Source organism: Algoriphagus sp. (assembly GCF_039969895.1).
Lineage (GTDB): Bacteria > Bacteroidota > Bacteroidia > Cytophagales > Cyclobacteriaceae > Algoriphagus.
This window is the reverse complement of the sequence record NZ_JBDVMZ010000004.1, coordinates 235509-250239: the sequence shown is the minus strand read 5'-3', so window position 1 is coordinate 250239 and position 14731 is coordinate 235509. Positions and strand designations below refer to the sequence as shown.

Below are 14731 nucleotides of genomic sequence, written 5' to 3'. Positions count from 1 at the left end.
AGTGGATTAGAATTTAGCATTGATACCAAATGTATAAGAAGTTACTGCAGGGGATACGTTAGAATTGACTACTCCACCACCAACACCTTGCTCACCGTCAATGAAGACCTCTGGATCTATTCCTTTATGCTCGGACCGGTAGTTTGCAAAAATGAATGGCTGCTGAATACTAGTGTAAATTCTCAAGTTGGTCATTCCGATTTTCCTGGCTACTTCTGGGGCGAAGTTGTATCCGAAATTGATGTTTCTTATTTTAATGAAAGTACCATCAAAGTACTCCATAGAGCTTGCATACTTCGCGCTCTCCTGGTTTACGTTTGGTCTTGGATATGAATTCGTTGGATTATTAGGTGTCCAATAGTCAACATCCAAGTTGTTATATCTTCCTGCAAGTGAATTGTTTTGCGTGTGGAACTGAGATCTCAGCATTGATCCAAATCTACCAAATAGGAAAAACGATAAGTCAAAGCCTTTGAAATTAAACCTGTTTGTCATCCCTATCGCAAAATCAGCTACGGCAGAACCAAGGAATTGTCTATCAAGTGAGTTGATTACCCCGTCACCGTTAAAATCTTCAATTTTGATTTCTCCGGGTACACTTCCGAAGGATTTTGCTTCATCTAACTCATCTAGCTGCCAGATACCTATCTTTTTTAGATCGTAGAAAATGGTCAAAGGCTGACCAATAAATCTACCAGCAGAGATATCATCCCCGTTAGGAAGAGAAATAATTTCCTCTGTATTTTTAGTGAAAATGATATCTGAAGACCAAGTAAAGTCTCCTTTTTCAATGTTCAGGGTAGAAAGTGTAAGTTCTATTCCTCTGTTCTGAGTCTCTCCGATGTTTGTGGTAAACCCACCGAAACCAATTGAGTTAGGTAAGGGTTGAGGTGCCAACAAATCACTTGTATTCGTGATGTAATATTCTAAAGAGCCAAATACCCTACTGTTCCAAATTGCAAAATCCAAGCCTAGATTTAAGGTAGTAGAAGTCTCCCATTTCAAGTCTGGATTACCAATAGTACTAGGTCCATAACCAAATGCTGCACTATTGTCCCAAGCATAGCTGGTTCTACCTAATAAGGCTTGAGTTTGATATGGATTTATCGCTTGATTACCAATAGATCCATAAGACGCTCTTAGTTTTAATTGATCTATCGATGAACCTTGCATGAAGTTTTCAGAATGAATATTCCAACCTACGGCTACTGATGGAAAATATGCGAATTTATTGTTCGCTCCGAATCTAGAGCTTCCGTCCGCTCTCAAGGTGGCAGTTACCAAATATTTATTTTTGAAGTCGTAATTCACTCTTGCCATAAAGGACATCAAGGACCACTCTACCAAGTTTGTATTCGCTCCTGTGATCTGAGAAGCATCACCCAATCTATGGTAAAGCTGAGACTCAGCAGGAATGCCCAATACTGAAATTGTACTTTGTTCAAATCTATCTTGCTGTATTGATTGAAGTGCAGTAATGTTCAAATTGTGATTTTCCTTGAAGGTCTTCGTGTAATTCACGATGTTTTCCAAAGTGTAGTTGAAAGAGAACCTATCGTCCACACTTCCTGTAGCAGCACCACCTCGTCTTGCGTTGGTTTGTGAGCCAGTGAATCTTCCGTTTCTGCTAATAGTGAAATCTGGACCGAAAACCATTCTGTAGCTCAGTCCTGGAAGGATATCCCACTGCGCAAAAATACTATTGAACACTCGATAATTTTTAGTCAAATCTGCTTGTGCACCTGGTACTATCTCGGCAAATGGATTTGTCCTCAATCCATCCTGAGTAGGTAGGAAAATAAGGTTTCCATCTTCATCGTACGGCTTACCAAGAGGGTTCTCGGCGAGTGCGCCACCTAGTGGGTTGAAATTTTCACCATTTCTTTCACTGTAGGTTACTAGAGTCGATGTTCCAAATTTGATGTTTTTACTGATCTTGTGATCAATATTCGCCCTGAAGGTATATCGAGTAAAATCTTGGTTGATAATAACACCTTCGTCTCTGAAGTAATTGGTGGATACGAAGAAGGTTGTTTTATCAGATCCTCCACTTACACCTAACTGATAGCTTTGAATAGAACCGTCTCTTAAAAGTCCAGCTGGATAATCTGTAGTTCTTCCTAGCGCAATACCTTCTAATTCGACCGGCTCAAATATAGAAGCATCAGCCTCTGGAGTGGTGGGGCCTTCTGGAATCTCTCCACCCGCTCTTCGGGACTCTCTCTTATACTCTGCAAACTCAGGACCGTTGAAAACATCAATTCTACCCAACTCCTTATTAATACCATAATAGGCATCTAAAGAAACGATTGTTTTACCGACAGTACCCCTTTTGGTAGTTATCAAGACTACACCATTGGAGCCTCTAGAGCCATAAATAGCAGTTGCTGATGCATCCTTCAACACTTCCATTGAAGTGATATCTTGTGGATTAATATCATCTATCCCTCCTGCAAGTGGAATACCGTCCACTACGTAAAGTGGCTCATTTGATGCGTTGAACGATCTTCTACCTCTGATTCTAACTTGAGGAGCAGAACCTGGCTTGGAGCCTGGCTGTGTTACATCCACACCTGCTGCACGTCCTTGAAGTGCCTGTCTGGCATCAGTAATCGGTAGCTCTTGGATTTCTTTGCTTCCAACAGAAGAAATTGCTCCAGTTAACTGACTCTTTTTGGCAGTACCATAACCTACAACGACTACTTCGTCTAGTTCATCGATATTTGGTAAAAGGTTGACGTCAATCACGGATTGATTACCTACCTCTTTCTCTATCGCGTTGTATCCGATAAAGGAGAATACTAGAATTCCATTGGGTGAAACTCCGATAGAGTACTTTCCATCCAAATCAGATGTAGTACCTGTCGTCGTACCCTTTAGTAGAATGGTAGCTCCAGGTAAGGGCTGACCTGATTCATCATAAACGGTGCCTCGCACCTGTACCTCTTGCGCATACCCAGTTGATATGGATAGCAGCAGCAAGAATAGTACACTTAGATAAGTGTAAAGTTTTGATTTCATAATTTTGGGTTTTGTTAGTATGAAATTGGGTTACATAATTAAATTCCAAATTTTGAACCTCTATTAAGGGGTAATTCGGAACATAATTACAAGTATTAAGGTAGGGCTTTAGATATTATTTTTTGTCAATATATTTTTCTATCTACGAAATCGATTGCGCAGCTAAGCGGTGCATCTGTTGTTTAGTTGGTAAATATAGTTAGTGGTCGGGTTTTCAATAGGTTATAGGGTGTTCTGAAAAGTTGTATTCAATTGTCTGACGTTAAAAGCCTATTGATTTTGAGGGCCAAAAAAGTGGCTTCCTAAACAATCGATTCTTTCTTTGCACACTAAAAAATTTCGCTAAAAGCTAGCTAAAAAATAGAGCGGGGGAGAGGTGGGTAGATCTATCATCAATTGTTGAACTAAAAAAAACAGAACAGCGTATTGCTGTCCTGTTTTTATCAAATCCTTTGCGGTTAACCTCTAATATATCTGTAGATGGATAATAGTAACTTAAGTATTAGTAAAGTCAAGCATTGAAGCTGATTCGGTCATTTGTTTTCGGACTTCTTTTCAATCATGCAAGGAAAATAAGGGAGCTAGCCTGATTGAGTGGTGTCCTACCATTGTCAATGGATATGTTTTTTATTTTGGTTTTTCTCAATCCTGCCAGTATCCATACCTCCTTTGCTCATTACCAATAAAAACCGATCATCTTAAGCATGTTTCAAAGAGTTTGCAGCATTCCTAAAGCTTAGGCGGCTCCCAACCCTTTTCATATTCTCTAGTCCAAAGTGCCGAAGCTGCTTTCGAACCTTTGATATGACCATTGCTAGGATCGCAGGTTAAAGTTTCACCAGTTCTGTAGCTTATATTGGCTAAGTGACAGAGCAGGGTGCTTACTGCACCTTCCTCTATGTTTGAGTTTTGCTTTTCTATCCCTCGGATAGCATTGAAGAAATTGACAATGTGAATCGTACTCATATCTCCGCCACCACCTAGGGCAGTTCCTGCTTCGTTTCCACCGGAGAGATTGCTTTTCACTTCCTTCCCAGCTCGATCAAACTGCTTATATCCACCTCGGTCCACATAGACTGATCCTTCAGTTCCGTAAATAATTGTTCCTCTGTCACTTCCGTATGTTTTGTAGCTGTTCCTGCTTTTTCCATCCCACTGTATGACTGAGCCGTTTCCAAACTTGAACGTCGCATCCATGGTATCGTACATCGTCCAGCCATCGTCGGCAAAATGTCTTTTGTCTGCGGTCACTTGTACTTCAGAGGGGTAGTCCACTTGAAGGGCCCATCTAGCGATATCCAACTCGTGCGTCGCATTGTTTCCAGTTTCGGCAGTACCATAATCCCAACCGTACCAGTGCCAGTTGTAATCCCAGGTGTCATGGGTATAATCACGACGAGGAGCTGGACCTTGGAACAAATCCCAATCTAATCCAGCAGGAGGAGGGGCTACCTGCGGCAATGGAACTGCGCCACGATTGTTGCTGTAAAAGGCTTTTGCCATAAACGCTTTTCCTATCGCGCCATCATGAATAGCCTTGATGATTTCGCGGCTTTCAGGAGCTGAACGCTGCTGGTTTCCCATCTGCACTACTTTATCGTACTTCTTTTGCAAAGCAATAAGTAATTCTCCTTCATGGGGATTGTGAGAGCAGGGTTTTTCTACATAGACATGTTTGCCACGCTCTAATGCCAGCCAGGTCCCCGGTGCATGCCAGTGATCTGGGGTGGCTATGACTATAGTATCCACCTCTTTATCATCCATCACTTTCATGATATTCTGCTCCAGCTTAGGTGTATAGTCTAGGTGCTTCGCAAAATTCTTAGCAGCTTTTGGCATCTGAGATTCCATTGCATCGCAAAGATAGCGGAGGTTTACATTGCTGGATTTCATTGCTATAGGCTCGTAATATGCGCCAAGACGTCTGCCTAAACCTGCTATAGCTACATTCAATCGCTCATTAGCTCCTAGGATGTTCGCATAGGATTTTGCAGAAAAAGCAGCAGAACCCATCGCTGATATTCCTAAGGATACTGCGGCTGATTTTTTGATAAATTCTCTTCTGTTGTTTTTCATAATGAACCCGTGTTTTACTTCAATGTCTTGATTTTGATGTTTTTAAAACTCACTTCATCTCCATGATCCTGAAGAAGGATATGACCTTTTGAAGCTTCGCCGAAGTTATTCCATTTAGCATATTTACTGATAGCTACCAAATCCCGGTACTCCTGTGAGCCGCGTACATACTCTACTACTTTCACGCCATTGAGGTAGTGTGCCACCTTATTGTCGGGAGATACTACTATTCGACCTTTGTTCCATTCGCCCACAGGCTTGATGAATCTTGCGTTTTTATCCGCTTTGATTAAGTCATAAAGTGATGCCATCGTACGGTTGCCATCTTTTCCCATTTTGGCATCTGGATGCTTATCATCGTCTAACACTTGATATTCCAAGCCGATTGCAGAACCTACATTTCCTTCCGATAAAGTCACAAAATACTTCACTCCGGAATTAGCTCCTTCAGTCAATCGGAATTCAAAAGCTAAATCAAAGGCTGAATATTGCTCAGTTGTCACAATGTCGCCCACGTTCGCAGATTCACGTCCATCAGATGATTCAATGGTAAGTATTCCCTCATCGATTGTCCAGCCGGATTCCGGGAAGGTTTCTTTTCTAGCACTTCTCCAGCCATCAGAATTTTGACCGTTGAAAAGCAGCTTCCAACCGTTATTTTGCTCGTATTTAGTAAGGGAATTAAGGCTGTTGTTCACTACGAAAATATCCGAATTAAATGCCTTTGGTTTAAGGTTTTTGGTTTGTATTCTTACATTTTTAAAGGTAGTCTTTCGTCCAGCATCTTCTGCATTTCGGATTCCATGGACTTGCAGGCCTATAAATCCGCTTTTATCCATATCATCCACTACGTAAGCTACCTCCTGGCCATTCACCCAAGTTTTGATTTCATTCCCAATGGCTTCGATTCTGTAATGGTTGAATTCTCCCATTTTGAAAGCTGTTTTGGCAGCTGGGTTAAGATCAAGGGGATACAACCAACCTCTTCTAGCCTCATCATAGACACCGCCAGACCAAGCTCTGTCCGAAGGATCGGCTTCGATTTGGTAGCCAAAAACTAAGCCTTTACCATCCCTTGCAGCTGGGTCAAATTGTCCTCTTGCCATCACGCCGGAATTGCTGGAAAGGTGCTCTATTTTTAGATCCAGTTCCAGGATGAAATCGTCATAAGTTTCTTCTGTGATCAGAAAAGTATTGGGAGATCCTGCTACTGAAGTTCCTACTATGGTACCATCTACCACTTCAAAGGTAGCCGTTCCAGCTACTGATTTCCAGCCTTTCAGATCTTTGCCATTGAATAAATCAGTCCAGCCATCAGCTGCTTTTTGTTGGCCCAAACAACTAGCCATGGTGATTGAAGTAAGCAGGACCGCGAGGATATTTCGGGTATAGTTCATAGAATTGAGGTATATTTTTCCTTCTAAAATTCAAGATTTAGGGGCATTGCACCAAAGGGAATTCTTTTAAGTTACGCAATCGTTTGCGAGTTTTTCCTGCTTCTTGATATTAGCATTGGCTAATAGTTAGACGCAAAAAGCACTGCTTAGCTCCTTTGCCATCTGTTTGATTCGTCTATAATTGCTTAACACTTTTGGGAGAAATGATTCACTTGAGTTAGGATTTGAAATTGGCTGGTGACTTCCCTATGACAGGCAATTTGTTTGGAATCGACATGCCGATTGCTTTCTGGAGAGATCCTTCAAGGAATAATCATCCTTAAAATTGAAAAAAACATGTCCTACGCATTGCTTACTTTTGCGCATGCTTGATTTTAATCTCAAAGGAAAAGTTTTTGTCACCTGTAAGGATCGCTCAGTTTCTTACTTGGAAAAGGAAGTTCGCGAACTCGGTTTTGTGCCTGAATCTGTCTCTAGAACTGGAGTAGAACTTCGTGCCACTATGGAAGAATGCATGGATCTCAACCTGCATTTGCGCACAGCTTCACAGGTTTTGTACGAAATCAAATCTTTTTACCTGCGTAATGCAGACGATATTTATAGAAGATTCAAGGCTATTCCATGGGAGGAATATTTGGATGTAGATGGTTATTTCTCCGTTAGCTCAGTTGCTGAGAATGAGAGTATCACTACACCGCTGATTGTCAATGTGAAGGTCAAAGATGCCATTGTAGATCGTTTTCGCGAGATTCATGGGAGAAGGCCTGATTCGGGTTCCGATTTCGATGGATTGGTTTTTCAGGTGTACTGGAAAGACACCCAATGCTCTGTCTATATCAATACATCAGGAGATACACTCGCCAAGCATGGCTACCGAAAGATCCCGGGAAAAGCTCCCATGATGGAAGCGTTGGCAGCAGCTACGATTTATGCCACGGAATGGAACACCCGTGTTCCTTTTATCAATCCTATGTGTGGTTCAGGGACTTTGGCGATCGAAGCGGCCCTGATGGCCACGAAGCGTTATCCAGGGCTTTACAGAGATCATTATTCTTTCCAGCATATTTTGGGCTATGAGGAACACGCCTTTTTGGCAAAGAAGAAAAAGCTTGAAAGTAAAATTATGGAGCTTCCTGATTTGAAGATTATTGCTTCGGATATTTCATTGCAAGCGATTTCTTTCGCTCAGGAAAATGCAATCACAGCAGGAGTGGATCACATGATTGAATTCCAGGTTTGTGACTTTGCCGAAACAGAAATCCCAGAAAGACCACGTGGTGTGATCATGTTCAACCCGGAATATGGTGAAAGGCTAGGGGAGAACGATGAATTAGAATTGACTTATAAACGAATGGGGGATTTCCTCAAACAAAAATGTGCAGGATACCGAGGGTATATATTCACAGGAAATCTGGAATTAGCTAAAAAAATCGGGCTAAAAGCAAGTCGAAGGATCGAGTTCTGGAATGGAACGATTGACTGCCGCTTGCTAAAATATGATTTGTACGCGGGGAAAAAAGAGGAGTAAATTAAGAAAGCTGAAGTCAAAAATCTGAAATTTCAGACTTCAGACTTCAGCTTTTTAATTTTTACTGGTGTTCTTCTCTCAGCAGATCATTCACGGTTTTCACAGGATTGAAGGTGATCAGCGGAACTTCCACAAAGATGGTATTCCAACCAGCCATGGCACCGTTCCAAAGTCCAGGTAATTCCAGTGCTTTGAGATCTTTTCCACTCTTTGATTTCTCTGTAATAAAGCCCGTCATCCTATCGCGATATTTCAATAGATCGAATGCCTCTCCTTTGTAGTTTCTCGTCGCACATACCAAGTCAACTGGATTAAAGTGGGTGGCAGCATTGAAATGCCCCTTTGATGCAGGATCATTCAGATCAATTTGAGCAGTTTCCAGGATTTGTAGAGATTGCGAGCCATCTGCCTCTTTGACCCAGAATGGTCCACCACCAGGTTCTCCGGTGTTTTTTACCATTCCGCAAACCCGCATCGGTCTATCGAGTTTCATTTTCAAAAATGCTCCTTTTGCCTCATCTGATAGATTAGAGAAGTTTTCTGGAAGTTTAGCCCCCACTACATTAGTGAAAACTTCCTCGGCTTTTTTCAGTGAGGTTTCATTTTCCCCCTTTTCTAAATTTCGCAAAGCATCAAAAACTTTCTCCTGAACTTCGAGCAGCAAACCGCCTATTGCCATTTTATAATTCTTGGTTTCCTCCTTCAATCGGTCAGGAACGACATTGTCCACATTCTTGATGAAAATCAAGTCTGCTGAAACTTCATTGAGGTTTTCTAGCAAAGCGCCGTGACCCGCAGGCCTGAATAATAGGCTTCCATCTTCTTCAGTAAACGGTGTGTTATCCGTATTTACGGCGATTGTATCGGTGGATTTTTTCTGTTGAGAATAGCTTATTTCGAAATTGACCCCAAATTCTTTTTCTATACCCGGAAGAATCCTTTCAATCTCCTGTTTGAATTTGGAGGCATGCTCTGGCGAAACAGTGAAGTGAATTTTGACCAGAGAGCCAGTGCCGATAGCATATTGCACCCCTTCGATTAGATGCTCGTATGCGGGAGTTCTGCGTCCATCTTTGTAGCGGTGAAATTTCAACAAACCCTTCGGTAGATTCCCATAGCCAAGTCCCTCATCTAGAAGCAGGGCCGCCAAGATGCTTTTGTAATCTTTGCTAGCTAGCGCTTGGTAAATGCTGCTTCCTTGACTTTCCAGTACCTCGTCCAAATCCTCATAGAATGCGAATTTCTCGATGTTGTTCATGAATTTCTGAACAAACGCTGACTTGCTGATATCTCCGTCACCTTCCAGAAAAGCAAAGAGATCCTTGAACATCCGAGATGCTGCGCCGCTGGCAGGGACAAATTTCAAAACCTCCACTTTGGAAGCTTGATCTGGATAGGTAGCCATATAATGGCTAAGTTCTTTTTCCGACATCACCTTGATTCCGTCACCCGGGGTAGCTGGTGCGGTAATGTTGAGAAAAGGAAAACCATTTTGGAAATGCTGAATCTGTTGTTCTACGGTTTCAGGGTTCATTCCCTGAGTTTCAATCTGATTTTTTAAGGTCGTATTCATGTGGTTTTGGGTTCGGTGTAAAAGTGTAAGATACTAGGGAATATGCCTTTCCTCAAGATGGAGGTGGATTTTTTTAGAAGTCTTTTTTTTATTTGCAAGGTGCATAAAGCTTTCACAGAGTTTCCTGTTGTCCTGCTTCTACTGCTGCCCTGCTTCTCCAGAAGCTGGACCGTCACATCAAATCCAATAATCATACCTCTTGGTTTAAATCAGCCATTTCAACTTAAACCTGATCTTATCCCTAGAATTCTTTTGTGCCAAAATAGCTAGTGACTCATCCATCAGGTGAAGAATCCGTGGATACCCGCCAGTGACCTGCCCATCTTTCATTAGAATAATTATTTTTCCTCCAGAGGTTAATTGTACCGTACCTGGAAAAACAGGTGCAGTAGCCATTTGGGGTAGCTCATTGGGAAGCAATTCAAGGAGTTGAATCGCCATTCTGTTTTTGAGTTCGGAGATGGTGAATTCTTCGGATTCAATCAATTCTTGCGTTTTCTTGTCCAATAACTTCCATTCTGGCCCAGGATAGACCTCAATCACTTTTTGAGACTGCCATGCGAAATCGTATCTAACTTTAGAGGCGGTGAATGCAGGCACTTCCTGAGTGGTGAAATAGGGTATTTGGTCACCTTTATTTGCAAAACCAACGTTCGTAATTCCTGCAAACCAACTGCGGGAAGACATTACTTGCTCAGTTTGAAAGCCATTTTTGATTCCTATATAGAAAACAGCACCTTTATCAAACGCACCAATTTCGATTAGATCATCAGCACGAATTTGTACTAAGCCAAAACTTGGAATGGATTCCCCATTTAGGTTTACGGTCGCTTTTGCACCAGCTAAGCAAATGAGTGTAGGGGTATCAAATTGGATCTTTAGACCAGGTTGTAAGATCTCTAAAACGGCAGCTGTTTTTTTGTTTTTTAACAGATGATTGACCCAATCGAATGAGCGCTGATCCATAATCCCTGCTCTAGGAACCCCAAATGCCCCAAATTCCATTCTTCCCTGATCCTGGACGGAGGTTCCAGGGGCTGTTTTCAAAATTGTCATATAGCCAATATCCCGAATCATCTGAAATTGGGTGGGTTTGGATGTCTTTTCAAAAGGTCATATTCAAGTACGGAAATAGGAATAAATTCTATGCGCTCACCAGGTTCTGCAAACACTGGGATGGTCTGATTAGGGTCAAAAAGACGGGTTGGAGTCTGTCCGATGAGATGCCAGCCACCTGGACTGACCGACGGATAAATACCAGTCTGATCTGCACCAATCGCGACCGACCCTGCAGGAACGGCTCGATCGGGGACGCTTTTTCTCGGACTGTGAAGCATTTCGGACAACCCACTCAAATACATAAAGCCAGGTAAAAAACCATAGAAATGAAGTCTATACAAGGGCTGAGTATGATGAAAGATGAGTTCTTCCTTGCTGATGTTCTTGGCTTTTGACAAAGTTGCCAAGTCTCGCCCAGTTTCATCTGAGTAACAAACTGGGATTTGCCAGATTTTCTCTGGAAGTGTCAGCAGTGTCTCCTCTAAAGTTAGAGAAGCTAGCCATTGACTTAGTTCCTTTGCTGCGATTGGCCTTCCCAGGACAAAGGCAAGTGTTTTAAAACCCATCCTGAGCTCTAAGATTTCCTTGGAAAATGCTTGCTGGAGTTTTGACCTGAAACTTAACTGACGCTGAAGTAGCGTATCAGAAATGGCTGATTTCCATTCAAACTCATAGAGCAGGGGAGTTATTTGGCTTAAAGCAGGTTTCATGTCCAAAACCTTTTTCTAATCGAGGATAGAATAGTTGCTATTTCAGGATTATCTCCATGGAAGCAGATTGTATCGGCTTTCATCTGAAGTTTTTCTCCAGAGGCTGAGCTCACATAGCCATAGTGGAGCAGGGTTTCGAGCTGCGCAGAAATCTCGCTTACTGAAACCATCAGTGCTCCTGATTCAGACCTAGGCATAAGTTGATAATTGTCTTGGTAGCAACGATCTCCAAACACTTCATTCCTCAGAATTAAACCTTTCTGCTCAGCAAAGTACGCTAGCTGAGAATGTGGTGGTATGAAAAGTGCCGTTTGCCAAAAATTGCTTGCGATAAAATCTGTCAAATGGTCGGCGAATTCTGAGTTGGAGGCAGCATCGTTGTATAAGGCGCCGTGGAATTTGATGTGATCCATGGGAAGCTTGGCTTTTTCAGCTTGTAGTTCAAACGTCTGGATTTGATTCAGGATGGACTTTTGGAGGTCTTCACGTGAAATTTCCATGGTTTTTCTTCCGAAGTTTTTTTGATCTGGATAGGAGGGATGAGCACCTACTTTTTTCTGGTAGGCTCGCGCCAATCCGATGCTTTGACTTATCGTGTTTTTATTCCCGAAATGTCCTCCGCAGGCAATGCTGGCGGTATCAATGAGCGGGTAGATCAGCTCCTCATTAGGAATTCCCTCACCCAAATCACAGTTTATTTCTGGCAGTTTTAGCATGGGATTAGAAACTTTGTGTTTGGCTCAAATTACTAAAAGTCAGTTAGGCAAATCGGTGAGTTGCTATAACTTATTGTAATATTTGATGAGTTCATTGAGTTGTTTGTAATCTAGTTTTCCCTTAGCTAGCTTGAGGTGATGAATGATAGCTAATGCTTTCTTCATTCTACTTTCCGGGTTTTTGACTTTGTTGACTGTATAGATCATCATTCGCTGGCTTCCGGGGGTGAGACCTTCAAAATAGTAAGCACCTTCTTCATCTTGATCCATTAGCACTTGAAGTTCCTCGGGCATCTCATGTCCATATTCGCTGTGATCTCTTTCTATTTTTAAGGAAAAAGAGGTGTCGTCATCGAGGTGGAATCGTGTTCTGAGTTCTTGATTGATCAATAGATACCAATAGTCCTTGGCTTTCATAAGTGCCATGTGGAATGGTCCTTCATCTTTTATCCAAACTAATACCCGGCGGTGCTTTGCATCCATCATCTGGCTGGATATTTCCTCAGTAAGCGGCACGTGGTATTGCCAATGATTGAATTGGAATGCGGCTAATTCTCCTTGGAATTCTATCATTTCTAGTTGTCTTTTTGATAGCCGTGCTTCTAAATTTCTTCTAGTCGTAACCTTCTCCCAAGCGACAAACTTTTAAATGAAAGGTTTTGCTGTGCGAAAGGCATCTTTTTTCCCTGGAGATTCAGAAGGAAAATAACTCTGACTTTAGCTTGAAAGATTGAAGGAGATAAAAAACGAAGTGCCTTTTCCAATTTCACTTTTCACCCGTATTGAGCCACCATGACTCAGGATGATATTTTGAGTGTTGGTCAATCCCAAACCAGAACCGGTTACTTTACTTGTAAAGAAAGGCTCAAACAATCGTTCTAAATTTTCCTTTGGTATGCCCTCACCATTATCGCGAATCTCAATTCTACATTGATTGTTTTTCACACTGGTCTTAATCAAAAGCTTACCAGTGTTTTCAGACATTGCTTCTATGGCATTTACGAGCAAGTTGATCAGGGCTATTTTCACCTTCTCTCCATCTACTTGAATATCGCAAATGTCAGATTGATACTGCTTGGTAACAGAAATACCTTTGAATTCTATACGATCTTGGACTTGCTCAAGAGACTCGTCTAGCAGTGTGTTGATGGAGTGATTTTTGGAATCTAGCTCTGTGAATCGTGTGCTGTCCAAAAGCTGTGTGACGAGGTGGTTGATGCGATCGCAGTTGCGTCGAATTACATCGATCAAATCGCCACTTTCTGCCAGTACGTTCTCTGGAAGTTCTAGGTGCAATTGGTCCGCAGAGAGTAAAATCGTCGTCAGCGGGTTCTTCACTTCGTGGGCAAGGAGTCTTGCAATTCTGCCTGTGGAAGAGAATTTTTTCAAATTTAGCTCTTCTTCCTCTTTGGCTTTGATGGCACTCATATCCTTAATCAAAACCTGGAAGACTCCCATGTCCTGCTTCACAATACTGATAAGACTATTGATCGTATGACCTGAATCCACCGTCATCAATGCTTCCATATCATAGAGCTCCTGCATGTTGAAAAACAAATCATCCAGTTCCTGCTTGGAGGATTCATCGACCAATAAATCTTTGAAAAAGTACGCTCTCTTAGAAATAGGATTGAAGGCTTTGTGTCCAAATTTTTTCAAAAAGGCAGGGTTTGCTTCCAAAATTTTCCCTTCATCATTCATCAAGAGAAAAGGATCACTAGCCAATTCGAAAATTGAGCGGAATTTGACAGCAGCACTTGCAAGGGACTCTATCAGTCTAGCATCACGAATGGCATATCGGAGCGTTCTATCCAAGAGATTGGCGTCAAACTCGCCCTTGATCAAGTAATCAGAAACTCCAAGAGTAAGGGCTTCTCTATCCAGATTACCAGAGTTCATACCGGTGAGCATGATTACTGGAGCATGTTTTTGGATAGACTTTATTTCTTGGATCAGTTCTAGGCCAGTATCCTTGCCCAGTCTATAATCTACTAAGTAAACATCAAAACCTTGATCTAATACTTCAAGTGCTTCTTCTAGGCTATTGGCACCTTTGAGTTCGTAATTAGTATCCGGTATTTTCTTCAGTAAACTATACACCAAGAAAAAATCATCCTGGTCATCATCCACATAGAGTATTTTGATGGTTTCGGTACTTATCATAATTTTTCTTTAGCCTGGCAACAAAACTGTTTTGGACCAGTAGTTCTCGATTTCTTCGGTGACTTTCACAAGTTCATCAAAAGAGGCTGGCTTAGTAATGTAGCTGCTAGACCCCATTTTGTACGTGACTTGTATGTCATCCACGTGATTTGAGGTGGTGAAAATAATTACAGGGATAGATTTTAGTTCGTCATTACTTTTGATTTCAGCCAGAGCCTCTCTACCGTCTTTCCTTGGCATATTGAGGTCTAGTAAGATGATGTCCGGTTTAGGGTATTTTTCTAGATCATCATAGGGAGCGATTCGCTTCAAATACTTCAGTAGTGCCTCTCCGTCATCCACGCAGGTGACTTTTTCTTTGGGTAAAGTCCTTTCAAAGGCCTTTAAAATCAATAGTTTATCATCTTCATCGTCTTCAGCAACTAAGATTTGGATGGGTTTTTCAAAGGACATGAGCATATAGTATGGGGCGAACACAAGTTGAATAG

At 41.9% G+C, this 14731-nt stretch carries 11 protein-coding genes; 1 reads left to right on the top strand and 10 read right to left on the bottom strand.

The genetic code is table 11. The features are described 5' to 3' along the window. Positions 1-6 precede the first annotated feature (6 nt). The 3 genes from ABJH64_RS02095 to ABJH64_RS02085 all read right to left on the bottom strand — a co-directional run bounded on the left by ABJH64_RS02095 (position 7) and on the right by ABJH64_RS02085 (position 6446). Positions 7-3021: a TonB-dependent receptor gene (locus ABJH64_RS02095; protein WP_348334711.1), complete on the bottom strand. Its 3015-nt coding sequence runs from the start codon at positions 3019-3021 to the stop codon at positions 7-9. A gap of 729 nt (positions 3022-3750) precedes the next feature. Then, positions 3751-5097, bottom strand: coding sequence for a Gfo/Idh/MocA family oxidoreductase (locus tag ABJH64_RS02090; protein ID WP_348276698.1), 1347 nt, complete (start codon positions 5095-5097; stop codon positions 3751-3753). Between the two features lie 14 nt (positions 5098-5111). Continuing rightward, the gene (locus ABJH64_RS02085) at positions 5112-6446 is read right to left on the bottom strand and encodes a DUF1080 domain-containing protein (RefSeq protein ID WP_348276700.1); all 1335 of its coding nucleotides are present in this window, start codon (positions 6444-6446) and stop codon (positions 5112-5114) included. A gap of 412 nt (positions 6447-6858) precedes the next feature. Between ABJH64_RS02085 and ABJH64_RS02080 the strand changes: the two genes are divergently transcribed. Continuing rightward, the gene (locus ABJH64_RS02080) at positions 6859-8022 is read left to right on the top strand and encodes a class I SAM-dependent RNA methyltransferase (protein WP_348276697.1); all 1164 of its coding nucleotides are present in this window, start codon (positions 6859-6861) and stop codon (positions 8020-8022) included. A 61-nt stretch (positions 8023-8083) separates the two neighbouring features. Here ABJH64_RS02080 and ABJH64_RS02075 read toward each other — a convergent pair whose 3' ends face one another. The 7 genes from ABJH64_RS02075 to ABJH64_RS02045 form a co-directional block, all read right to left on the bottom strand. Then, a complete protein-coding gene (locus ABJH64_RS02075; RefSeq protein WP_348276696.1) occupies positions 8084-9595 on the bottom strand; it encodes a DUF4301 family protein in 1512 nt (503 codons plus the stop codon). Between the two features lie 204 nt (positions 9596-9799). Continuing rightward, entirely contained in the window at positions 9800-10672 is an 873-nt protein-coding gene (locus ABJH64_RS02070; protein ID WP_348276695.1) for a biotin-dependent carboxyltransferase family protein, read from the bottom strand. Further along, positions 10669-11364 carry a 5-oxoprolinase subunit PxpB gene (gene pxpB, locus ABJH64_RS02065; RefSeq protein ID WP_348276694.1) on the bottom strand — a complete coding sequence of 232 codons (696 nt, stop codon included), beginning with the start codon at positions 11362-11364 and terminating at the stop codon, positions 10669-10671. Before pxpB ends, ABJH64_RS02070 begins: the two co-directional genes overlap by 4 nt. Continuing rightward, positions 11361-12080 (bottom strand): LamB/YcsF family protein, encoded by a 720-nt coding sequence (locus tag ABJH64_RS02060; RefSeq protein ID WP_348276693.1) that lies wholly within the window; start codon positions 12078-12080, stop codon positions 11361-11363. The genes pxpB and ABJH64_RS02060 overlap by 4 nt, the downstream gene beginning before the upstream one ends. A gap of 63 nt (positions 12081-12143) precedes the next feature. Then, positions 12144-12653: a YdeI/OmpD-associated family protein gene (locus tag ABJH64_RS02055; RefSeq protein WP_348276692.1), complete on the bottom strand. Its 510-nt coding sequence runs from the start codon at positions 12651-12653 to the stop codon at positions 12144-12146. A gap of 144 nt (positions 12654-12797) precedes the next feature. Further along, the gene (locus ABJH64_RS02050; RefSeq protein WP_348276691.1) at positions 12798-14243 is read right to left on the bottom strand and encodes an ATP-binding protein; all 1446 of its coding nucleotides are present in this window, start codon (positions 14241-14243) and stop codon (positions 12798-12800) included. A 9-nt stretch (positions 14244-14252) separates the two neighbouring features. Beyond that, positions 14253-14696, bottom strand: a complete 444-nt coding sequence (locus tag ABJH64_RS02045; protein ID WP_348276690.1) for a response regulator — start codon at positions 14694-14696, stop codon at positions 14253-14255. Positions 14697-14731: the final 35 nt, after the last annotated feature.

What these genes read in the sequence shown, in the direction of transcription:
- ABJH64_RS02095 (WP_348334711.1), bottom strand. Translation starts at nt 3,021, where the DNA reads ATGAAATCAAAACTTTACACTTATCTAAGTGTACTATTCTTGCTGCTG.
- ABJH64_RS02090 (WP_348276698.1), bottom strand. Translation starts at nt 5,097, where the DNA reads ATGAAAAACAACAGAAGAGAATTTATCAAAAAATCAGCCGCAGTATCC.
- ABJH64_RS02085 (WP_348276700.1), bottom strand. Translation starts at nt 6,446, where the DNA reads ATGGCTAGTTGTTTGGGCCAACAAAAAGCAGCTGATGGCTGGACTGAT.
- ABJH64_RS02080 (WP_348276697.1), top strand. Translation starts at nt 6,859, where the DNA reads ATGCTTGATTTTAATCTCAAAGGAAAAGTTTTTGTCACCTGTAAGGAT.
- ABJH64_RS02075 (WP_348276696.1), bottom strand. Translation starts at nt 9,595, where the DNA reads ATGAATACGACCTTAAAAAATCAGATTGAAACTCAGGGAATGAACCCT.
- ABJH64_RS02070 (WP_348276695.1), bottom strand. Translation starts at nt 10,672, where the DNA reads ATGATTCGGGATATTGGCTATATGACAATTTTGAAAACAGCCCCTGGA.
- pxpB (WP_348276694.1), bottom strand. Translation starts at nt 11,364, where the DNA reads ATGAAACCTGCTTTAAGCCAAATAACTCCCCTGCTCTATGAGTTTGAA.
- ABJH64_RS02060 (WP_348276693.1), bottom strand. Translation starts at nt 12,080, where the DNA reads ATGCTAAAACTGCCAGAAATAAACTGTGATTTGGGTGAGGGAATTCCT.
- ABJH64_RS02055 (WP_348276692.1), bottom strand. Translation starts at nt 12,653, where the DNA reads ATGATAGAATTCCAAGGAGAATTAGCCGCATTCCAATTCAATCATTGG.
- ABJH64_RS02050 (WP_348276691.1), bottom strand. Translation starts at nt 14,243, where the DNA reads ATGATAAGTACCGAAACCATCAAAATACTCTATGTGGATGATGACCAG.
- ABJH64_RS02045 (WP_348276690.1), bottom strand. Translation starts at nt 14,696, where the DNA reads ATGTCCTTTGAAAAACCCATCCAAATCTTAGTTGCTGAAGACGATGAA.